Annotated in this window: 17 protein-coding genes; 11 read left to right on the top strand and 6 right to left on the bottom strand. The window is 58.2% G+C overall.

Annotated elements, in window-relative coordinates:
• Positions 1-49 precede the first annotated feature (49 nt).
• The 9 genes from AC2TAD_RS10670 to AC2TAD_RS10630 all read left to right on the top strand — a co-directional run bounded on the left by AC2TAD_RS10670 (position 50) and on the right by AC2TAD_RS10630 (position 11212).
• On the top strand, positions 50-973 hold the full coding sequence (locus AC2TAD_RS10670; protein WP_480867620.1) for a D-alanine--D-alanine ligase: 924 nt from the start codon (positions 50-52) through the stop codon (positions 971-973).
• Complete coding sequence (locus AC2TAD_RS10665) at positions 961-1962, top strand: cell division protein FtsQ/DivIB (protein ID WP_170352561.1); 1002 nt, start codon at positions 961-963, stop codon at positions 1960-1962. The genes AC2TAD_RS10670 and AC2TAD_RS10665 overlap by 13 nt, the downstream gene beginning before the upstream one ends.
• 8 nt (positions 1963-1970) lie before the next feature.
• Complete coding sequence (ftsA, locus tag AC2TAD_RS10660; RefSeq protein WP_480867974.1) at positions 1971-3305, top strand: cell division protein FtsA; 1335 nt, start codon at positions 1971-1973, stop codon at positions 3303-3305.
• A complete protein-coding gene (locus tag AC2TAD_RS10655) occupies positions 3292-3705 on the top strand; it encodes a hypothetical protein (RefSeq protein ID WP_480867619.1) in 414 nt (137 codons plus the stop codon). The genes ftsA and AC2TAD_RS10655 overlap by 14 nt, the downstream gene beginning before the upstream one ends.
• A 350-nt stretch (positions 3706-4055) precedes the next feature.
• Positions 4056-5657 carry a cell division protein FtsZ gene (gene ftsZ, locus AC2TAD_RS10650; protein WP_480867617.1) on the top strand — a complete coding sequence of 534 codons (1602 nt, stop codon included), beginning with the start codon at positions 4056-4058 and terminating at the stop codon, positions 5655-5657.
• Between the two features lie 222 nt (positions 5658-5879).
• The gene (lpxC, locus tag AC2TAD_RS10645; protein WP_480867972.1) at positions 5880-6791 is read left to right on the top strand and encodes a UDP-3-O-acyl-N-acetylglucosamine deacetylase; all 912 of its coding nucleotides are present in this window, start codon (positions 5880-5882) and stop codon (positions 6789-6791) included.
• Positions 6792-6918: 127 nt separating this feature from the next.
• On the top strand, positions 6919-7761 hold the full coding sequence (locus AC2TAD_RS10640; RefSeq protein ID WP_209195103.1) for an outer membrane protein assembly factor BamD: 843 nt from the start codon (positions 6919-6921) through the stop codon (positions 7759-7761).
• 35 nt (positions 7762-7796) lie between these two features.
• Positions 7797-9446, top strand: coding sequence for a DNA repair protein RecN (gene recN, locus AC2TAD_RS10635; protein ID WP_480867616.1), 1650 nt, complete (start codon positions 7797-7799; stop codon positions 9444-9446).
• 80 nt (positions 9447-9526) lie between these two features.
• Positions 9527-11212: a chloride channel protein gene (locus tag AC2TAD_RS10630; protein WP_480867614.1), complete on the top strand. Its 1686-nt coding sequence runs from the start codon at positions 9527-9529 to the stop codon at positions 11210-11212.
• On the opposite strand, the gene AC2TAD_RS10625 is transcribed toward AC2TAD_RS10630, so the two are convergent.
• Positions 11209-12576: a DUF3179 domain-containing protein gene (locus AC2TAD_RS10625; protein ID WP_480867613.1), complete on the bottom strand. Its 1368-nt coding sequence runs from the start codon at positions 12574-12576 to the stop codon at positions 11209-11211. The two genes, AC2TAD_RS10630 and AC2TAD_RS10625, sit on opposite strands and share 4 nt — an antisense overlap.
• A 222-nt stretch (positions 12577-12798) precedes the next feature.
• Here AC2TAD_RS10625 and AC2TAD_RS10620 point away from each other — a divergent pair, with 222 nt between their 5' ends.
• Both AC2TAD_RS10620 and AC2TAD_RS10615 read left to right on the top strand, forming a co-directional pair.
• On the top strand, positions 12799-14436 hold the full coding sequence (locus AC2TAD_RS10620; RefSeq protein ID WP_480867611.1) for a PQQ-dependent sugar dehydrogenase: 1638 nt from the start codon (positions 12799-12801) through the stop codon (positions 14434-14436).
• Between the two features lie 615 nt (positions 14437-15051).
• Positions 15052-16377: a Rossmann-fold NAD(P)-binding domain-containing protein gene (locus AC2TAD_RS10615; RefSeq protein ID WP_480867610.1), complete on the top strand. Its 1326-nt coding sequence runs from the start codon at positions 15052-15054 to the stop codon at positions 16375-16377.
• Positions 16378-16384: 7 nt separating this feature from the next.
• On the opposite strand, the gene AC2TAD_RS10610 is transcribed toward AC2TAD_RS10615, so the two are convergent.
• From AC2TAD_RS10610 to cobS, 5 genes are all read right to left on the bottom strand, one after another.
• Positions 16385-16726 carry a DUF427 domain-containing protein gene (locus tag AC2TAD_RS10610; RefSeq protein WP_480867608.1) on the bottom strand — a complete coding sequence of 114 codons (342 nt, stop codon included), beginning with the start codon at positions 16724-16726 and terminating at the stop codon, positions 16385-16387.
• A gap of 65 nt (positions 16727-16791) precedes the next feature.
• Positions 16792-18573 (bottom strand): aminopeptidase P family protein, encoded by a 1782-nt coding sequence (locus AC2TAD_RS10605; protein WP_480867606.1) that lies wholly within the window; start codon positions 18571-18573, stop codon positions 16792-16794.
• A 64-nt stretch (positions 18574-18637) separates the two neighbouring features.
• A complete protein-coding gene (gene cobT, locus AC2TAD_RS10600) occupies positions 18638-20515 on the bottom strand; it encodes a cobaltochelatase subunit CobT (protein WP_170753037.1) in 1878 nt (625 codons plus the stop codon).
• Between the two features lie 92 nt (positions 20516-20607).
• On the bottom strand, positions 20608-21012 hold the full coding sequence (locus AC2TAD_RS10595) for a hypothetical protein (protein ID WP_480867604.1): 405 nt from the start codon (positions 21010-21012) through the stop codon (positions 20608-20610).
• 384 nt (positions 21013-21396) lie between these two features.
• Positions 21397-22380, bottom strand: coding sequence for a cobaltochelatase subunit CobS (cobS, locus tag AC2TAD_RS10590; protein WP_170352574.1), 984 nt, complete (start codon positions 22378-22380; stop codon positions 21397-21399).
• Between the last annotated feature and the right edge of the window lie 114 nt (positions 22381-22494).

Below are 22494 nucleotides of genomic sequence, written 5' to 3'. Positions count from 1 at the left end.
AAACGCAGTACGGACCACCGCATAAGGTCCGGGGACATTGAGGCGCTAAGTGGGTAAGTCGAGCAGGACACACCCCAAAGTGGCGGTATTGATGGGCGGCCCCTCGGCGGAACGCGAGGTGTCACTCAGCTCTGGGCGCGAATGCGCAGCCGCCCTTAGGGGAGAAGGCTTTGAAGTGGTCGAACTGGACGCAGGTCCCGACCTCTATGCGCGTCTTTTGGACATCAAGCCGGATGTGGTTTTCAACGCTCTGCATGGACGCTGGGGTGAAGATGGCTGTGTGCAGGGCCTGCTGGAGTGGATGCGCATTCCGTACACGCATTCCGGCGTGCTGGCCTCGGCGCTCGCGATGGACAAACAGCGCAGCAAAGAGGTGTTTTCCGCAGAAGGTTTGCCTGTTGTTCCCAGCGTGATCGTGCCCAAGCCCGATGTGTCCGCCGCACATGTGATGGATCCGCCCTATGTGGCCAAGCCCAACAACGAAGGGTCCAGCGTCGGGATCTATATCGTCCACGAAGGCTCGAACGGGCCACCGCAACTGTCCGACGACATGCCAGATTACGTGATGGTCGAGAAATACGTGGCCGGGCGCGAGTTGACTGTGACCGTGATGGGCGATCGCGCTCTGACCGTGACCGAGATCATGACTGATGGCGGATGGTATGACTATGATGCCAAATACAAGCCCGGCGGCTCGTGGCATGTGCTGCCTGCCGACATCCCGCAGGATATTTTCGACCGTTGCATGAATCATGCGCTGAAAGCCCATAACGCACTGGGCTGTCGCGGTGTGACCCGTACTGATTATCGTTGGGATGACAGCATGGGCGCAGATGGTCTGTTTCTGTTGGAGACCAATACCCAGCCCGGAATGACACCGACCTCATTGGTGCCCGAGCAAGCCGAACATTGCGGTATGACCTTTGGTCAGCTGTGTGCCTGGATGGTGGAGGACGCCTCATGCGACCGTTAAAAGCCACGCGCGCACCTGTCATTCATCGGTCCAAGCCATTGGCGGGTCCGGATGCCGATTTCGCTTCAGGCGAACGCCACGAAACAGAACCAAAACTGCGGTTAGGCGGCGTGAAACTGTTCGGGCGCAAATCGCAACGGTTCGACCCGGCTCCGTCTCGCCTCAGCTACCGACTACAGCGTTGGATGCTTACGCCGGGCATACGCCGCGGTCTGAAGTATGGGTTGCCCATCCTGGCCATTTGCGCGGCTACGGGGCTTTATTTTAGTGCAGAGGACCGGCGAGAGGCGGTTGTGGCTTATGTCAATGACATCAAGACCTCGATCCAGCAAAGACCAGAATTCATGGTCAACTTGATGGCCATTGATGGCGCTGGGCCGAATCTCTCCGAAGACATTCGCGAGGTTGTGCCACTGGATTTCCCGATCAGTTCCTGGGATCTGGACGCCGAACAAATCCGCGACACGATTACCGGTCTTGATCCTGTCAAATCTGCGACGGTTCGCATTCGCCCCGGCGGAATTCTTCAGGTTGATGTTGTTGAACGCCAACCCGTGGTGGTTTGGCGCACGCGCAGCGGAACCGAGTTATTGGACGAAACCGGCGCGCATGTTGAGCGTGTCGCCTCCCGCAAGGACCACGCGACCCTGCCGCTTATTGCAGGAAAGGGCGCGGACGAACATGTCGCTGAGGCACTGCAACTGCTGACAACAGCGCGCAGCCTTGGGGCGCGTGTGCGGGGTCTTGTTCGAATTGGCGAACGCCGCTGGGATCTGGTTCTTGACCGAGGTCAGCGCATCATGCTGCCAACCGATCGGCCCGTGCGCGCACTGGAACGCGTCTTGGCGGTTAATGAGGTGCAGGACCTGTTGGAACGTGACGTGGCCGTTGTGGATATGCGGCTCGGACAACGTCCAACCATAAGAATGACCGAAGCTGCCAGCGAAGACTGGTGGAGTACAAAAACAGACGTGAGTAGCAGGCAGTAACGACCATGATGACCGATCTCTATCAGTCCCAACGGGCCATGCGGCAGATGCGCAGACAGGCGATGCAACGCGGTGTTGTTGCGATTCTGGATGTAGGAAGTTCCAAGATTTCATGCTTGGTGCTGCGTTTCGACGGAACAGGGCAGTTAAGTGAGGACAACAGCATCGGGTCTCTGGCCGGTCAGACCGGGTTCCGGGTTATCGGCGCTGCGACCACACGTTCGCGCGGGGTACAGTTTGGCGAAGTCACTGCGATGCAGGAAACCGAACGCGCCATCCGCACCGCTCTTCAAGCTGCGCAGAAGATGGCCGATATTCGGGTCGATCACGTGATCGCCTGCTTCTCGGGCGCGAACCCCCGGTCTTATGGGTTGGATGCGCAGGTCGATCTGGAAGGGCAGGTGGTCAGCGAAGCCGAGGTCGGACGTGTGTTGAACGCCTGCGACGTGCCGGACTATGGAGCGGGTCGCGAGGTACTGCACGCACAGCCGGTGAACTTTGCGTTAGACAATCGCTCGGGCCTTATCGACCCTCGGGGGCAGATGGGTCAGACCCTTGCGGTCGATATGCACATGCTGACGGTTGATGCGGTCGCCATTCAGAATATCGTGCGCTGCATCAAGCGCTGTGATCTGGAATTGGCCGGGATCGCGAATTCGGCCTATGTTTCGGGCATTTCCGCACTGGTTGAAGATGAGCAAGAGTTGGGCGCGGCCTGTATCGACATGGGTGGCGGCACGACAAGTGTGTCTATCTTTATGAAAAAACACATGATTTATGCAGATTGCGTACGCATGGGCGGCGATCATGTGACGTCGGACATTTCGATGGGGCTTGGCGTTCCTGCGAATGTGGCCGAACGTATTAAGACCTTCAACGGCGGCGTGCATGCCACCGGAGCGGATGATCGCGACCTGATCGACATCGGCGGCGATACCGGAGATTGGGAACATGACCGGCGCACCGTCAGCCGCGCCGAGTTGATCGGCATCATGCGTCCTCGTGTAGAAGAGATTTTGGAAGAGGTCCGCATTCGACTGGATGCTGCCGGGTTCGATCATCTGCCCAGCCAGCAGATCGTTCTGACCGGTGGAGGAAGCCAGATTATGGGTTTGGACGGTTTGGCGACTCGTATTCTGGGGCAGCGCGTTCGTCTTGGCCGTCCCCTGCGTGTTCACGGGTTGCCGCAATCGGCGACTGGTCCGGGATTTTCTTCGGTGGTGGGGCTCAGCTTGTTTGCGGCGCATCCGCAGGATGAATGGTGGGACTTCGAGATCCCTGTCGACACCTATGCTGCACGCCCGTTCAAGCGGGCTGTCCGTTGGTTCCGTGATAATTGGTAAGACACTGGTCGCGGCACTGTTTGTCGCGATTCCCGCCTCGGTTCAGGGTCAGACCCTGATCACGCCCGAGGCTTTTCTGGGGGCTGTTGTAGGCAAGACCGTCAAATTCTATGATTTCCATAACGGTGGCTTGGTTGGCACCGAAGAGTTCCTGAGCCCGAGTCTCTCGGTCTGGCGCATGGAGGGTAGGGGTTGCGTTTACGGAAAAATTACAACCCCCGATGGCCAGCTTTGTTTCCTGTACGACGACGATGCCGATGGGTTACCTGTGTGCTGGTGGCCTTTCGTGCACAATGGTAGTTTCATGGTTCGCCTGGCGACATTGGCGAATACCGAAATCCAGATTGTGAGAGAGATTTCTGATGAGGGACTGAACTGTCCAAGTACTTCTATTGGTTGAAGAATTCCCTTGCGGATGAACGTCGAATCCAGCAAGATATCCACAAGGCCCGACAGAGGTCAAGCGTGAGGACCCGAGCAGTTTTCCGCGCCTTGTAAAGACAAGAAATCCGTACGTGACATGCCCGTAATCTACGGCGCGGCGGTCGCATCTGTTGTCCTGGATTGAGTTCGTTCCGCAACATCTGGCAAACAATACGAAATACTGGCGTGGAACGCCTTATTTCCTCCATATTTTGTGGATTCTGGCGATTTTTGGCGTGACGTTTGCGGTTTCGGTCGGTAGAATTGTAGCAGGATAGGTAAGAAAAACACCGCGTTGGCGGAGCATATAAACAGGCGGACAGAAGCATGACATTGAATCTTTCGATGCCCGGGCACGATGAATTGAAGCCTCGGATTACGGTATTTGGCGTAGGCGGGGCAGGCGGCAATGCCGTCAATAACATGATTGAAAAACAGTTGGATGGCGTGGATTTCGTGGTCGCCAACACAGACGCTCAGGCGTTGCAGCAGAGCCAGTCGTCGGCTCGTGTGCAATTGGGCGTGAAAGTCACCGAAGGTCTGGGTGCCGGGGCGCGTCCGACCGTGGGTGCCGCAGCCGCCGAGGAAAGCATCGAGCAGATCGTGGATCATCTGGCTGGCGCGCACATGTGCTTCATCACCGCCGGAATGGGCGGTGGCACCGGAACGGGTGCGGCTCCGATTATCGCGCAAGCCGCGCGCGAATTGGGCGTGCTGACCGTGGGCGTTGTGACCAAGCCCTTCCAGTTCGAAGGCGCCAAACGGATGCGTCAGGCCGAAGACGGCGTTGAATCGCTGCAAAAGGTCGTCGATACACTGATCATTATCCCGAACCAGAACCTGTTCCGCCTGGCCAACGAAAAGACCACGTTTACCGAGGCGTTCTCGATGGCGGATGATGTTCTGTATCAGGGCGTCAAGGGCGTGACTGATCTGATGGTGCGTCCGGGCCTGATCAACCTCGACTTTGCGGATGTTCGTGCCGTGATGGACGAGATGGGCAAAGCCATGATGGGAACGGGCGAGGCCACTGGCGAGGATCGTGCGGTTCAGGCTGCCGAGAAGGCGATTGCCAACCCGCTGCTGGACGAAATCAGCCTGAAAGGTGCCAAGGGTGTCCTGATCAACATCACCGGTTCGCATGATCTTACCCTGTTCGAGTTGGACGAGGCGGCCAACCGTATCCGCGAAGAAGTCGACCCCGAGGCGAACATTATCGTTGGTTCGACCCTGGACACGGCCATGGAAGGCGGAATGCGGGTTTCGGTCGTTGCCACTGGCATTGACGCGACCGAGAAGTCCGAGGATGTGCCGGTCGCGCGTCGCTCGATGTCAGCCCCGTTGACGCGCACTGTGTCGGCGGAAGAGCCTGCGCAGGAAGACACATATGTTTCCGCGCCCGAACCTGCAGAGGCCGAACCGGCTCGTGAGCCTTCGCTATTCGAAGCGGCCGAAGAGCCTCAGTTCCAGCCGCGCGCCGAACAGGATGACGATGACCTGCCTCCTCCGGCTTATCAGCCACGTGTAGCTGAATTCGAGCCGACGCCTGATCCGGTTGAAACTGCGACCGACAGCTATGTAGCGCCTCAACCGCAGCCAGCTGCTGGGACACCATCACCGGAAGCGCTGCAGCGTTTGCAGGCAGCGGTTCAGAATGTTCCACCGTCTGATCGTGGGTATGTGGCGCCGCGGCCTCAGCCAACGGCTGCGCCGGCGCCTGCAGCTCAATCCGATGCGGATCGCCCTCGGTTCGGGTTTAACCGGCTGATCGACAGAATGACCGGCCACGCGGCCGATACGCCGGCACAGCCCCAGCGCCAACAGCCCGTGATGCGCCAATCTGACGCTACGGCGCCAGCGCATGATGAGGCAGACCCCGAGCAAGATCGGATTGAAATTCCGGCCTTCTTGCGGCGTCAAGCCAACTGATCGCGGTAACAAATTGATTTAGAAGGGTCGCTGTTTGGCGGCCCTTTTCCGTTTTGAAACAATTACGTAACCGGGTGTAAGCAGGCTTTTGCCGATCTGTTACATTCATGTTTCATTCGGTTACAAAGAGTGAGTTGAGCCTTTTGCCCGCGTTCCTTAACTGAGATGCCAACACGGCCAAACTAGGTCGGACACCACTCACCGAGGCCCAAATTGCAACATATGCTCAAATCTCCGATCACGTTTACCGGTGTAGGGCTGCATAGCGGCAAGCCTGCGAATATGGTGCTGAAACCGGCGGCAGCTGGCCATGGCATCTGGTTTAAACGTACGGATATTGAACTGGGCAATGCACTGGTCCCTGCGATCTATGATGTGGTCGAGCGGACTCCGCTCTGCACCCGGCTGATAAACGATGCGGGCGCTTCGGTTTCGACGGTTGAACATATAATGGCTGCGCTGGCAGGATGTGGTGTCCACAACGCACTGATCGAGATTGATGGCCCCGAAGTTCCGATCATGGATGGATCGTCAATCGAATTTGTGCGTGGGATCATGGCAAAGGGCGTGCGCCGTCAGGCCAGCCCGGTTCTGGCCTACGAAGTATTAAAGCCTGTGACTGCTTCACGGGAAGGAGCGAGCGCTTCGATTGCGCCTGCCGACGGTCTGATTATCGACTTCCACATTGATTTTGAGGACGGCGCCATCGGACGCCAGACCAAAACTCTGGACATGCGTAACGGCTCATTTGCGCGGGAACTCAGCGATTGCCGCACTTTCTGCCGCCGCACAGATGTTGAAGCGATGCGCGAAAACGGTTTGGCCCTTGGTGGAACGCTGGAAAACGCGGTCGTCGTGCAAGGGAACGAAGTTCTGACACCCGGCGGGTTCCGTCATGCCGACGAAGCCGTGCGCCACAAAATGCTGGACGCACTAGGCGACCTGTATCTGGCCGGTGGTCCAATTCTTGGCCACTTTACCGGGGATAAGTCGGGACATGCGATGACGAACACTCTGCTGCGCAAGTTGTTTGAGACCCCCGGAGCAGTTCGCCCGATCCTGTGCACGCCGGAACAGGCTGCCCGTCTGCCAGGGCAAGGGCTAGTTTGGAACGAAATTCCCGAAGTCGCTTGATTGGATCAACTCTGTCGACAATTCCGACAGTAGGCAGACTAAGGCGTTTTGCCCCGGAATTATATGTGCTAAACCAAGCCTCAAACCGGGGCGTGCCTCGACAAGCAAGACGACAAGGATAGGCGGAATGGGTGGCACCAAGGCGGCAGTCAGATTCGCGGGCGCGTTACTTCTGACAGCAGTTTTGACAGCATGCGGAGGCCAGGGGGCTGACCGCAACCAGAATCTTGAGGGGTTCACTCCTGAACAGATATTCACGCGTGGCGAGTTCGAGCTGTCGCAGAATCGGCAGGACGACGCGGCTTGGTACTTCTCTGAAGTAGAGCGCTTGTACCCTTATTCCGATTGGGCCAAGCGAGCGTTGATCATGCAGGCCTTCTCGTATCATTCCGACAAGAATTATGAAGAAAGCCGTGCTGCGGCACAGCGGTTCATAGATTTTTATCCGGCGGATGAGGATGCAGCTTATGCCCAGTATCTTCTGGCGCTTAGCTATTATGACCAAATCGACGAGGTTGGACGAGATCAGGGGCTGACGTTCCAGGCGTTGCAATCGTTGCGGACCGTGATCGAAGTCTATCCTGACAGCGAATATGCAACTTCTGCCGTTCTGAAGTTCGATCTGGCCTTCGACCATCTGGCCGGCAAGGAGATGGAGATCGGGCGCTATTACTTGCGTCAGGATCACTACACTGCGGCGATCAACCGCTTCCGCGTCGTGGTTGAGGATTTTCAAACCACCTCACACACCGCCGAAGCGCTCTATCGTCTGATCGAAGCGTATCTGTCGCTGGGTCTGGTGGATGAGGCACAGTCGGCAGGGGCAATTTTGGGATTCAATTACCAATCTTCCGAGTGGTATGACGCGGGCTACAAGTTGCTGACGTCGCGCGGGCTTGACCTTAAGAGCCGTGGCAACAACTGGCTTAGCACAATTTACCGCCAGACCGTCAAAGGTGAGTGGTTGTAATCGTCATGGCCAAAGCTCCGGGACGCTAGGATCCGATGCTTCGCGCCCTTGATATCCGCGACATGCTGATCATCGACCGGCTGGAACTGACGTTCCAACCGGGTTTGAACGCGTTGACAGGCGAAACCGGCGCAGGCAAGTCGATCTTGTTGGATTCCCTGGGCTTTGTGCTGGGCTGGCGTGGACGGGCCGAACTGGTCCGTCAGGGGGCCGCGCAGGGCGAGGTGGTGGCCGAGTTCGAGCTGTCCGAAGATCACCCCGCCCATGCGATTCTGGCCGAGGTCGGGCTGCCGGGCGGCGAGGAACTGATCCTGCGTCGTGTCAATACCGCCGAGGGGCGCAAAACTGCGTGGGTCAATGACCGGCGCTGCTCGGGCGAGGTGTTGCGGGCGTTGTCCGAGACCCTGGTGGAGCTGCATGGCCAGCATGATGACCGGGGTTTGCTTAACCCGCGCGGGCATCGGGCGATGCTGGACGAGTATGCCGGCGTTTCGGATGATCTGGCTGCGGTACGCACCGCTTGGTCTGATATGTCGCGGCTGCGCAAGGCGCTGGCTGAGACCGAAGCAGCGCTGGCCGCTATGCGCGCAGAAGAGGAATTCTTGCGCCACGCTGTGGCTGAGCTGGACAAGCTGGACCCACAAACGGGCGAGGATGCCGATCTGGACGCGCGCCGCCGCATGATGCAGGGCGCCGAGCGCATTCGCGATGACGTGGCCCGCGCGTATGATCTGTTGGGCGGGAACGGGGCCGAAACGGCCATGTCCGATGCCGTGCGCTGGCTGGAGGGCGTGTCTGACAGCGCCGGTGGTCAGTTGGAGGAGCCGATCGCCGCCTTGGGCCGGGCTCTGATTGAGTTGGGCGAGGCGCAGGACGGTGTGCATGCTTGCCTGCAGGCGTTGGAGTTCAATCCGGCGGAGCTGGAACAGGCCGAAGAACGCTTGTTTGCAATCCGCGCTCTGGCCCGCAAACATGACGTGGCCCCGGACGATCTAGGCGCCTTCGCTGATACGCTGCGCGACCGTCTGAACAAGCTGGACGCAGGCGATGCCGATCTGGCCGACCAGCGCGCAGCGGTTGCGGCTGCGCATGATGCCTATGATCAGGCGGCAGCCGAACTTAGCACTGCACGCCAGCAGGCGGCAGGGCAGTTGGATGCGGCTGTGATGGCTGAACTGGCACCGCTCAAGATGGAACGCGCGGTGTTTCAGACCGAACTCACCGCCGCCGATCCGGGCCCCGAGGGCATTGACGCGGTGGCCTTCACGGTCGCCACCAACCCCGGCGCGCCGTCCGGGCCGCTGAACAAGATCGCCTCGGGTGGGGAACTCAGCCGGTTCCTGCTGGCGCTCAAGGTCTGTCTGACCGGCGATGACAGCGCCCGCACGATGATCTTTGATGAGATTGACCGCGGCGTCGGTGGCGCGACTGCGGATGCGGTGGGGCGGCGTCTGGCGTCTTTGGCACAGGGTGGGCAGGTGCTGGTCGTCACACACTCGCCACAGGTCGCGGCCCGCGCGGCGCATCACTGGCGGGTGCAGAAACAAGTGACCGACGGGCTGACCCTGTCCACCGTCATCCCGCTGGCCGAACCGGACCGCGTGGATGAGATCGCGCGCATGGTCGCGGGCGACACGATCACGGATCAGGCCCGCGCCGCCGCCCGTGCTCTGTTGGACGCATAGCGCCTCACAGACGCGCGATCCGGCTTTTATCTGTGCCCTCCGTGGCTTAGTAAGGGATATCTTCTGATCCCCGAGGGCACATGACCCAGTCAACCCGCACCGTTCTGCGCAACCAACTGCATCAGGCTTTGGCCGCGATGAAGGATGGCTGGCGGGTAATGCGACGGCGGGGGCCAAGCCAGATCCAGTTCTGGTTCATCGCTCTGGCCATCGGCATCGCCGCCGGGTTCATGGCGCTGGGGTTCCGCAAGGGGATCCGGGCGCTGCAGGCGTGGGTCTATGACACCGAAGATATTCTGCTGCTGCATTCCCATGTCGAGAAACTGCCCTGGTTCATTGTGCTGATAACGCCGATCATCGGAGGTCTGATTGTGGGTATCATCCTACACAGGTTCACCGATGACGGGCGCGTGCGTTCGGTCGCGGATGTGATCGAAGGCGCGGCGCTGACTGATGGCCGGGTCGAAGGCAAGGCGGGGATCGCATCCTTGTTTGCCTCGCTGATCACGCTTAGCACTGGCGGGTCCACGGGGCGCGAGGGGCCGGTGGTGCATATGGCCGGGGTGATCTCGACCTGGGTGTCGAACCGTATCCACGCCGATGGGATAACGGGCCGCGACTTGTTGGGTTGCGCAGTGGCGGCGGCGGTTTCGGCCAGCTTTAACTCGCCCATAGCAGGCGCGCTATTCGCGCTCGAGGTGGTGCTGCGTCATTTCGCGGTTCATGCATTTGCGCCGATCGTGATCGCCTCGGTTGCGGGAACAGTGATCAACCGGCTCGAGTATGGCGACGTGACCGAGTTTACCCTGGATACCCCCGGATCGTTGCAGTTCTATGTCGAGTTGCCGGCCTTTCTGATCCTTGGCCTGATCTGCGGCCTGGTGGCGCTATTGCTAATGCGTTCGATTTTCTTTGCCGAGGACATCGGCAATCACATCCAGACTCGCCTGTCCTTGCCGGGTTGGCTGCGCCCGGCCGTGTCTGGGGCGATGCTTGGTCTGATCGCCATCTGGTTTCCCCATATCATCGGTGTGGGCTACGAAACTACGATCCGTGCCCTGACCGGAGATTTGGTTCTATCGGCAGCCATCATGTTTGCCGTGATTAAGACCGTGGCTGTAGCGATCACCATGGGTGGGCGTATGGGGGGCGGGGTGTTTTCGCCGTCGCTGATGGTGGGGGCGCTGACTGGATTGGCCTTTGGCCTGATCGCCACTGGGTTGCTGCCGGATGTGTCGGGGACGCATACGTTGTATGCTTTCGCCGGAATGGGGGCGGTGGCCGCTGCCGTTCTGGGTGCACCGATCTCGACTACAATGATCGTTTTTGAGCTGACCGGAGACTGGCAGATCGGGTTGGCCGTGATGGTCTCGGTCTCGATGTCGACCGCGCTTGCCTCGCGATTGGTGGACCGGTCGTTCTTTTTAACCCAGCTAGAGCGCCGTGATGTGCATCTCGCCGCCGGGCCGCAAGCGTATCTGCTGGCGATGCTGCGTGCTGGGACGGTGATGCGGCCCTTGGGGGATGCCCGATCGATCAGCCGCGATGAGGCACAGGCGCTGATCGAGCAGGGCTTGTGTGTGCAGGCCAGCGCGACGCTTGAGGCCGCGATGCCTTATTTCGACCGCGAGGATATCCCTTGTATCCCGGTCGTAGTGATAGACGATGACGGGTGCGAAAACCCGGTCGGCGCACTTTATCACATAGATGCGCTTAAGGCTTATAACCGCGCGCTGGCGGCCACGGCCGCCGAAGAGCATTCCTAGCCGCGATAAACTGTTGCCGTGTCGCCCAGATAGTTGTCCCATGCGAACCAGTACGAGATATGCCCGGCCACGCGCGGCAATTCCGTACCGTCCGGTCCGATCAGTTTTTCCTCGGTCAGGCGCCATTTGCGACCCTGCTGATCAACCAGTCCGCCCTCTGACGCGGTAAAACGGTTTGATCCGCGCTCATAAGCGCGCACGGCGCGTTTTTCGGGACTACCAATCAGAACCAGCGGGCGGTTGGCAATCGCGTCGTTGATCACGCGCGTGTTGTTGAACGCATCCAGCGGCCAGGCCCGTGCCGCGCCGAACTGTCGGATTGCAAAGATATAATCCTTTTGCCGGTGCTGCGATTGATCCACCAGTGCCGGGAACATCAGCTCGGGCGACGCAAAATACTCGCGATAAACCACGCCCGAGCCATAATTCCGACGATGCCCGGTGTTCAGCGACAGGATTCTGGTATCGGGGTGCGACCCTTTCCAGCTTTCCCAAGTGGTGATCACCACGGGGCGCTGTTTCAGCTCGATCCCGCTATCGACCAGCGGGCCGACGACGGGTTTGCCGGTGTATTGGTTCCACAGCGAATGGGTCTCGCGATCGAACATCAGCTTGTTGGACCGATAGAGGAACCCCGACGAGCCAAAGACCAGGGGTTTGCTGCGCCCCGACACTTGCGTTTCAAACAAAATGCCCGATCCGCAGAGCGTGCAATAAGCCAACGCCAGAGGCACCCCACCGATTACATCGTTGAACATCTCGTGCCAGCCCATGATCCGTAACGGATAGGCGCGCGAATCCCCGTTGATCGAGACGCCAAAGACCAGGTCATCGTTCTTCATGTAGTCCGCGCGCGCGGCCGGGATCAGCGTCGGATTGTCCAGCGAGGGGATGCCGTCCTTTTGAACACCGCCCCATGTGATCTCTTCCAGCCGGATCTTCATTTTGCCGGGTTGCAGGTATTCTGGGCGCAGGAAATCGTCAAAATTCGAGTCTATCCCTAACAGCACCTCGCGCTTGAACGGGATCAGCGATGGGTGCGGTACGATCTGTGGATTGCGTTCTTGCCAGATCATCCAGTCGAACCAATCCACACCGATATTCTCACCAGTCAGGGTTTGCATGACTTCCGTGATCTCATCACTGCGCCGACGTCCATAGCGCATCGCCGTCAGCAGCGCCGGAATGACATCTGGCTTTCCGCGTTTGACAAGAAACGCCATGCCCTCTTCGAATTCAGAACTGCTTCCGTAAAGTGTCGTGCGGATGGCATCCAGGACAGGATCGCTCTGAGCCCAAAGCGGGGCGGGCAGCATTGCAGCGGCCCCCAGAATTCCAGTGAAACTACGGCGAGTGATCGGCATTGCGTCCTCCGGCTATGGTCACATGTATTTTGCACGGGATCGTACCAGAAATCATTCAACAGCCGCGTGAACTCATCGTGAGGGCTGCAAGGGTGCAACGCGAGCGATCTTGTTGTGCGCGGCACGGTCTGGTCGGGTTGATACCGGTTGTGTTTCAGGGTTCTATGTGGCCGAGCAGCGCCAGAATGCACGGTGAAAACAAAAACATTTTGAGGTCAGGGAATGAATTTTCTTAAATGGGTACTGGCGAGCCCGGTCATCGTACCCGTTACCCTAATAACACTTGTTGTTTCCGTCGTGCTTTTGATGCTTGAGGTGCATGAATTGCGCGGCCGCCCCGTGGCTGCGCCGCACTCTGCGCCTGTTGTTGCGCTGGATGGGGCCGCACAGATCGAGACAATCTTCACTGCCTTGAATATGAAAGAGACCGAAATCCCCGTCGAACGTGTCGGTAGCGGTGGCGCGTTAGCCAGCTTGGGCAACGACCTCATCGTTATGACCCACGAGGGAGGTTTTTTTGAAGCGGGCGGAGCAGAGGCCAAACAACTGCAAATTGCCCCACCCCCGAACGGTTGGAGTGCAATGTTGGCGTTTGCTGAGGCGAACCCCGACTATGAATTCGCGCATTTCTTTTTTCGATACAATGATGTGGATGTTGTAGACGATCAACTGATCGTTTCTTTCACAGAATGGGTCGAGGGCGAGAACTGTTATCGCACGGCAATCTCGACCGCGTCATTGCAAGGCGCGTCTGCTGAAACTGCCGTAATCAAAGCCGAAGACTGGACGGTGCTGTTCGGGACAGAACCCTGCCTTGCGCCCAACCCCGAAGGTCGCGCGATTCAGGGCCATATGGCGGGCGGACGGTTTCGTGTAGACGCGAATGGCACATTGTACTTGGCTGCAGGTGACTATGCGCAAGACGGAATTTATGCTCCGGTGCCATTGTCGCAAATCCCGGACCAGATGTACGGCAAGGTGATCGCAGTGGATTTGGCCACCGGCGATAGCCGTGTTGTCAGTCAGGGTCATTCGAACATGCAGGGAATAGCGCTGGACCAGGACGGGAAACTGTGGACGGTCGAACATGGCCGGCGCGGAGGGGATGAGCTGAACCTTATCCGCGAAGGCGAGGACTATGGTTGGCCACAAGTCTCGCTTGGAACGAGGTACAACAAACTGCCGTTACCCGATACGCTGGACTATGGTCGCCATCCCGACTTCCAGCTGCCGGCGTATTCCTGGCTGCCCTCGGTGGCTGTTAGTTCATTGATGTACGTTGATGACTTTCATCCTGCCTGGGATGGGGATTTGATTGCCGGATCGCTGGCCGGGAACAGCCTGTTTCGAATTCGTACCAACGGAGAGAGCATTCTGTTCGCAGAACGTATCCCATTGGGGCTGCGGATACGATATGTCCATCAACATGGGGACGAGCTCGCCTTGTGGACCGATCAGCGAAAAGTGGTTCGGTTGACAGTTGGCGAGTTCGATCCCAGCTTTCAGTTTGCGGTTTCAAAGATCACTGATCTGGAACTGCCGGAACGCAAGGCAAGTGCAGTAGAAACGGCCCTGGATGGCTGTGCGGAGTGTCACGGATTCGGCGTGTTACCCAGCACCAGTGCCCCGTCTTTGGGCGAAGTCTTCGGTCGTCAGATCGCGGGCCTGACCGATTTCGACTACTCGCAGTCATTGTCTGAAGTGGGTGGTAAGTGGACCCGGGACCAGCTTGTCGCGTTCCTTGATAATCCGCAATCCATCGCTGCCGAAACGTCGATGCCTGATCCGTCTCTGGACGACCCCGAAGTGGTAAATGCTATCGTGGATATCCTTGTCTCGCTGAGGGAGCAGGCCGAGTGACTTGATACTCTCGCATTTTGGTTTCAACCGCTGAGTGTCGCACCCTGGCCATGTTTACAGAACGCCATGGCCCAGTGTTTTCATTGATTGCCCGGTGAAAATCGGCGTTTCACGGGCTGAAACACACTTTGGCTCAACTTTTCTTGATCTAGCTGTTAACTTTCGGTTAATATTAGCCAAGAGCATTCCGCCCGAGTTCCGCGCTGACCACCTATTGCAACTCTGATTTTGTGCATGGCGTAAGGCTACTCGGCTTTCATATTTTTGAACGACCAAACGAATAACGAGCTGTTTTAGAACCAGAACTCATGTGAATGGGAGTGGTTGGTAATGTATTTAAAGAGTTTCGTTCAGCGTCTCTGGCTAGGTTCGAGGGGCGCGGGTTACGCGCTGCCAGTGCTGGGGTCTGACGCAGATTTGCATGTTGCCAGAAAAGAGTTGGCACCATGACCTTTGCTGAGACTACAACCTCGATGGGCGAGTATCCGCCTGCGGTCGGAATAGCGCTACGCCTGCCTGTCATGGTGAGCCGGTCTGTAAAAACGTTTTCAGGTTCTGACCGTCTCTTAAATGGCGATGTGCAACGTGCGGCTGTGCTGGAGACGGGGCTGAGTCATGCAAAGCGTTGATATTGCATTAGTCGGAGCAGGGCCCGCTGCATACGCAGCGCTTACAGCTATGCGGGGCTTCTCTGGGTCTGTGGCTGTCGTGACGGGGGCCACCTCCAAGCCTTCTCAGGGTGGGCCGGTCAAGATTGTCTCGGTTGCGTATGAAAGACAACAGCCCGCGTGTCTGGCCGACCGCACCGAAGTATCAGGAGACGCACCGCCGATGTTTGCTGCCGCCGAAGTCGGTGGGCTGGCCAATTACTGGGGTAAACAGCTTCAGGTTTACGACTGCGATGACCCTTGGGGAAGGGGACAGTTTTTGGAAACATGGTGGGACTATTGTGCCGCGTGCGAAGCTGTGCAGCGCGATCTGAAAGTGGTCGGCGGTGCCCGGCACGAGCTTTTAGAGAACGGACTGGAAAAAAGTGTCCCACGTTTGCTGACCGGAACTTCTGAAACTCCCAATGCCGGGCTTCGGACCATGGCCCGCGCGGTCGAGGCGCGCCTCAAAGAGATGTCGAATGTCTCGGTCCGAGCGGGGCGTGTTAGCCGGATCTTGTCGGGGCAGGGGATGGTACGCTTGGACCTGGATGATGGAACTCAACTGCGAGCGCGGCACGTGTTTCTGGCTTCAGGAGTTTTAGGTACAGCGAACTTGCTAGCGCGCAGCCTGCCACAAGCATCGCAGATCGGCTTTCGCGACCATGCCCCGTACATCATGAATTGCCTTTGGTTAAGCCGTGCTTTGGGATCGCCGCGCGCTTATGCTGAGGCAGGACATTTTAATGCCCTGACGCTGAAACATAAGGTAGGTGGGCGGTGCGATCTTTTCGCCTCTGTCTATGCCGTCTCACAGGCTCCGATCAGCTTGATAACTGCCACATTTGGTTTGGGCCCCCACTTGCGCGGGCGTCGTATCGGGCGACTTGTAGATTTTGTGCAGCCCATTCGGATCTGGACGCCGTCAACTATGGTGCAGCTCAGGCATTTGCCGCGCGAGGGCCGTATCAAAGCAAATAAAGTGCCGGACGTGGGTCAGGACGTTGGCCTGCGCAATTTGTTGGACTGGTTAGCATCGCATGGAGTGCGGCACACGCTGGGCGTCACCGCCCCAGGTCAGGGCTTTCATTATCACAAACTTACAGTCGGGGATCGAGATGAGCCAGTAGATCAGGTCGTCGAGTCGGCTTTCGATGGTCGAGTCCGCGTGATTGATGCCTCTTGCCTTCAAGAAATTGGTTGCCCGCCGCACACATTGACAGCGATGGCGCAGGCTTACGGTCGGGTCAGTCAAGATCTGGCGATGGTCGACTTGATGAAAGAGGCGATGTGAGTCCCGCTCAGATTTGTTCAACTTTGACTGAATCGAGCCGATAAAACGCGATATAGCCTTTGATATCGGCGACTTCGGAGATCGGGTTTTCATAGCTCCACGCCGCGTTTTCAGTCACAGAAGATTTATTGACGATCGAGAAATGCGCGGCGTCACCCTTATGGGGGCAATGCGTGACTTTGTCGGTCTGGTCCAGAAACGCCATCGCAATATCACTGCGGGGGAAATAGATCACCGGGTCCAGATCACCTTCAAGCAGTTCAAGCGCATTTGTGCTTTCGCCCAAAATGGCGCCACCGGAACGGACGCTCCATTTACCCGGTGCTTTGCGAATAGTGATCTTGGTCATCTTGCCTCCTTAACCCTTACTGATGTCGGGCTTTTCCTCTGCCTCCGGAATGTAACAGCTGGGTGTCAGATCGGAGCGCTTGCGGCATCCAACCACACTTGCGCGTCCGCGCCCAGCCTTGGTCGTATTTTTTCCGCAACGTCGCGGTGATACGCATTCAGCCAATCACGTTGAGCGTGGGCCAGCATATCGGGAGCAATCAATCGACGGTCAATTGGAACGTAGGTCAAAGTGCGCCAGTTCAGCATTGCGCGTTCGGCATCGCCACCGGGCAAGGTAGGGGCCTGCTGCACCACCACCAGGTTTTCGATACGAATGCCAAAAGCACCTTCACGGTAATAGCCGGGCTCGTTTGAAAGGATCATACCGGGTTGAAGGGGGACATGGCTGACCTTCGACAGACGCTGAGGGCCTTCGTGCACGCTCAGGTACGCGCCGACGCCGTGACCGACGCCATGGTTGAAATCCTGCCCTGCCGCCCACAGCGGGGCCCGAGCCACTCCTTCGATATCGCGCCCAGCCAAGCCTACGGGCCAACGCAGCATCGACATGTCGATCATACCCTTTAGGACACGGGTGAAACAGGTTTTTTCTTCGTCACCTACCTCACCAATAGCGATTGTACGGGTAATATCTGTGGTGCCATCAAGGTATTGACCACCGCTGTCGAGAACCAGAATGTGCCCGTCTTCCAGAAGGCTGTCGGTCTCTTCGGTGACGCGGTAATGCATGATAGCACCGTTAGGACCGGTGCCTGCGATTGTATCAAACGAGATGTCCTGCAGCGCGCTGTCCTTGCGCCGGTTCTCTTCCAACCTTGTGACAACCTGCGTTTCAGTGACACTGCCGGGGCTTTGGTCATCCAGCCAGCAAAGCGTCTCGATCACCGCCACTGCGTCGCGCAGGTGTGCCTCGGCGCTGCCATCGATTTCAGCAGGATTTTTGCAGGCTTTCGGCAGGGCGCACGGGTCGCCGGCATCGACAATCTTGTCCTGCAAAACGTCAGCTACGATTTGGGGCAGGGTTCCAAGATCAACCTGAATTGCCCCCTGTAACGCGGCAACAGCATCAAGGAACGTTTCAGGCGCGTGAACGCGAACTTGATCACCCAACGACACGCCCAGCTTTTCTTGTGCCATGAACAAGTCAACCTTGGCATCCGCGTGCAAAATGGCAAAACCGTGCGCCACTGGGTTGTACCCGATATCCGAGCCCCGAATGTTCAACAGCCACATGATCGAGTCCGGCAAGGTGATCACGGCAGCCGAGTTGCCAGCAGCAGCCAAAGCATCGGCCAGACGGTCGATTTTGCTGGCGGCGCTTTCACCGGCGAATTTCAGAGGGTGCGCTTTAACCGGGTTCATCGGTGGAGCAGGTTGATCGGGCCATATGCGGTCAACCAGATTGGGGCTGCGAACAAGGTCTATACCGCTGCCTGCGAGGTCTTTGCGTGCGTTGGTGATCTGGCCAGCAGCGTGCAACCAGGGATCAAAACCGACCTTGCCGCCATCGGGCAGATTGTCCTTCAACCACGCGCCCAAACTGACCTCGGGCCACGGCACAGGGGTAAAGTCCTGGGCGACCTGAGCTTTGACCTGCGTTCGATATCGCCCGTCGACAAACACACCGGCCACGTCGGGCAACACGGCACAAAAACCTGCCGACCCGGTAAAGCCTGTTAGCCAAGACAAACGTTCGTCCCGCGGGGCGACATATTCGCCCTGATACGCGTCTGAGCGCGGAATAAGAAACCCGTCCAATCCAGCCTGCGCCATCTCGGTGCGCAAAGCGGCCAACCGGGGCGGCCCCTGTTCGGGGCGCGCGGTTACGGCAAAGGATTGGAACATTTATTACCTCATCACTTCAGGGCTGCGCCCTTCTATTTATGACAACGATAGGCCAAAGCCGCGTTCAACCGACCTTGCGCATGCCCATGACACGGGCGCGCGCCCTTGGGTCATTGTCGAACAGGGCGGCAAGCTGTTCGGTCATTGCACCGGCAAGCTGCTCGACATCGGTAATCGTGACGGCGCGGTCGTAATACCGCGTCACGTCATGGCCGATCCCGATGGCCAGCAGCTCGACCATATTGCGCTTTTCCACCATGGCGATGACGTCGCGCAGGTGCTTTTCCAGATAGTTCGCCGGGTTCACGCTGAGCGTTGAATCATCAACCGGCGCCCCGTCCGAGATCACCATCAGAATCTTGCGCTGTTCGCGCCGCATCATCATCCGGCGATGGGCCCATTCCAGTGCCTCACCGTCGATGTTTTCCTTCAGTAGGCCTTCTTTCATCATCAGGCCCAGATTTGGGCGTGCCCGCCGCCAGGGCGCATCGGCCCCCTTGTAGATGATGTGGCGCAGATCGTTCAAACGCCCCGGCTGCTGCGGGCGGCCGTCGTTCAACCACGCCTCGCGTGCCTGCCCACCCTTCCAAGCACGGGTGGTAAAGCCCAGAATCTCGACCTTGACGTTGCAGCGTTCCAGCGTCCGCGCCAGAACATCGGCACAGATCGCAGCGATTGAGATTGGACGCCCGCGCATCGAGCCGGAATTATCCAGCAGCAACGTCACCACAGTGTCTCGGAACTCGGTATCCTTTTCCATCTTGAAGCTCAGCGGCGTGGTCGGATTCGCCACCACGCGGGCCAAACGACTGGCGTCTAGAATTCCTTCTTCCAGATCGAATTCCCAACTGCGGTTTTGCTGTGCCTGAAGACGGCGCTGCAGTTTATTGGCCAAGCGGCTCACAGCGCCTTTCAGCGGCTCCAACTGCTGGTCCAGATAGGCCCGCAGGCGTTCCAGTTCGGCCGGTTCCGCCAAGTCTTCGGCTGCTATTTCTTCATCATGCGTGTTCAGATACACTTTGTAATCAGGATCCGCATCCGAGGCAGGTGGCGGGGCCGGTGGTTCAAGCGGAGCCTCACCTTCCGGCATTTCGGCTTCGTCGCCCATCTCGTCATCGGCCATCTCGTCCATCGAGACCTGAGCCTGAGACTGGTCCTGCTGTTCTTCCTGCGACTGTTCAGGCGTGGCGTCGGCGTCCTGCTCTTGCTGGTCGTCGTCGCCTGTGCTGTCCGGATCGGGTTGCTCTTCGGCGTCTTCTTCGGCCTGATCTTCCTGCTCGTCGTCCAGCTCGTCGGGGTCGTCACCCAGCTGGTCGCCATATCCCAGATCCTTGATCACCTGCCGCGAGAATTTGGCAAATTCAGCCTGGTCCGAAAGGATATCGTTGAGGTTTTCCAGCGATCCCCCTGCCTGTTCCTCGATAAAACCACGCCACAGATTCATGATGTTGGCGGCGGCGGGGGGTAGGTCACGACCGGTCGCCAAGTGGCGGATCAGATATCCGGCGGCAACAGACAGAGGCGCGTCTGCGGGTTGTTTACACTGGTCATAACCGCGGCGTATCGCTTCGTGGCTGATCTTGACGTCGATGTTGCTGGCCGTGCCTGGCATGTCTCGCGCGCCCATCGCCTCGCAGCGGGCGGTCTCCATCGCTTCGTACAGGTCCCGCGCCATATCGCCCGGAGGCGCATAGCGCGCATGCGTCGCGTCATCGTGGTATCGGCGTTGCAGGGCCAGAGCATCTGCTGTTCCGCGCGCCAGCAAAACCTCTTCTCGTGTCATTCGGCGGCTGACCTGGGGCAAACGCATCGACTCGCCCGACATGCCTGACGGATCAACGGTGTACGAGACGTTCAGCTCGGGGTCGTCGGCCATGACCCGCGTGGCCTCGGCCAGGGCTTTCTTGAACGGATCAGCGGGGTTGTCGTTTGGTTTGCTCATCGGCGGCGGGTCCGGTCTTGTTCTGCCCCGGCAACCTAGAGCCATTCCGGGGGCTTGACCATAGGGGCGATCCGCTTTTCAACATCGCGATCCTAAAGCAATACGGCCCGACACTCCGAGATTCTGCGCGCCAACTGCTGTTCGGCCCCTTCGGCGATGCGCGCGTCGAAGCTATAGTCCATATCGGCCAGCAGGTAGGCGACTTCAACCCAGCCGCGCACACGCCACCGTTTGGGCTGGTGTTCTTCGATACCCTCGGACAGCGCCCACGGCAGAACCGCTTCCAGCATTTGGTCGAACTGTTGCTGCAGATTTGTGGCAGGCGCATCTTCGTCCCCGATGCGGGCCCGTTGGCGGGCCGCTAGCGCTTCCAACCGGCCAGAGCAGACAGCAAACAGTTCAGCCCTGTCAGACGTTGTTGTCGGCAATGCGGTAACAGGAGAGGCGAATGCCCAGACAGTTGTTGTTACAATAAGAGGTGTTTTCCAATGTGCCATGCATTGGATATGATATAGATGTAATTTGTATAATCAAGGTATATACAAATCACGGTTTCGCCAGTGACCCATCCGCTACAATCGATGCTCATTGATCTCTTTTGGTACAGCATTTATCGAGCGAGGCTACTTGCCTTTCAGTCCTAGGTGTCCTCGGCGCGTTTTGCGGCCGGTTGATTGCTGCAAGTCTCAGCTGAGTTTGGCAAGTTCGGTCCTGAATCGGGGCCGGGTGGTACCTGCAAAAAGCCAGTAAGGACAGGTTTGGGCATTTCCAAACAACACTTGTGGCATCATATCGACCATTTTCGTGGGCGACGGAAGCACAACGGCCAGCCTGAGATTTCAGGCCGGCCGTGTGTAAATCGTTTGTTCTTTTGTGGGGTGTTAGCCCAAGCTCGCGCTTGCCGCGCTCTCTGGAAGTTCTTCATCAAAGCAGCGCTGATAGAACTCGGCCACGGTCTGGCGTTCCAATTCATCGCATTTGTTCAGGAAGGACAGGCGGAACGCGTAACCAACATCACGGAAAATCTCGGCGTTCTGGGCCCAGTTGATCACTGTTCGGGGGCTCATCACCGTGGACAGGTCGCCGTTCATGAAGGCGGTTCGGGTCAGGTCGGCGACGCTGACCATCTGGCTGACGATCTTGCGACCTTCAGCCGTGTTGTAATGCGGGGCCTTGGACAGAACAATCATCGTCTCGGCGTCATGGCTGAGGTAGTTCAGCGTCGCGACCAACGACCAGCGGTCCATCTGAGCTTGGTTGATCTGTTGCGTACCGTGGTAAAGGCCCGTCGTATCCCCAAGGCCAACGGTGTTGGCAGTGGCGAACATGCGGAAATACCGGTGAGGTGTCAGAATCTCGTTCTGGTCCAACAGGGTAAGGCTACCGTTGGCTTCCAGTACGCGCTGCAGCACGAACATCACATCTGCACGGCCGGCGTCATATTCGTCAAACACGATCGCGACCGGGTTGCGCAGGGCCCAAGGCAAAATGCCTTCACTGAATTCGGTGATCTGCACGCCATCACGCAGTTTGATCGCATCCTTACCGATCAGATCGATCCGACTAATATGGCTGTCGAGGTTGACCCGCACCGCAGGCCAGTTCAGACGCGCGGCGACCTGTTCGATATGGGTCGACTTACCCGTGCCGTGATACCCTTGGATCATCACACGACGGTTGTGGGTAAAGCCCGCCAGAATTGCGAGAGTCGTCTCAGGGTCAAACTTGTAGGTCTGATCAATCTCGGGGACCCGTTCGGTCACTTCATAAAAGCGTTTGACCTGCATGTCGGTGTCGATGCCGAACACGTCGCGAACCGAAATCTCTTCTGAGGGATGTGCATTTGCGTCAATCGGCCAATCCATGCCTGTCGTCCTTATTCCTGGTACCGCAGCCTCGTGCGGGTTTTCGAACCTGTGTTTGGTGCAACATATTGCGGGCAAGGGCAAGGGAAAGAGGTATGAGTTTGAGCTGAGGCG

Source organism: Ruegeria sp. HKCCD7628, assembly GCF_057221005.1.
This window is presented reverse-complemented; position numbering and strand designations above follow the sequence as displayed.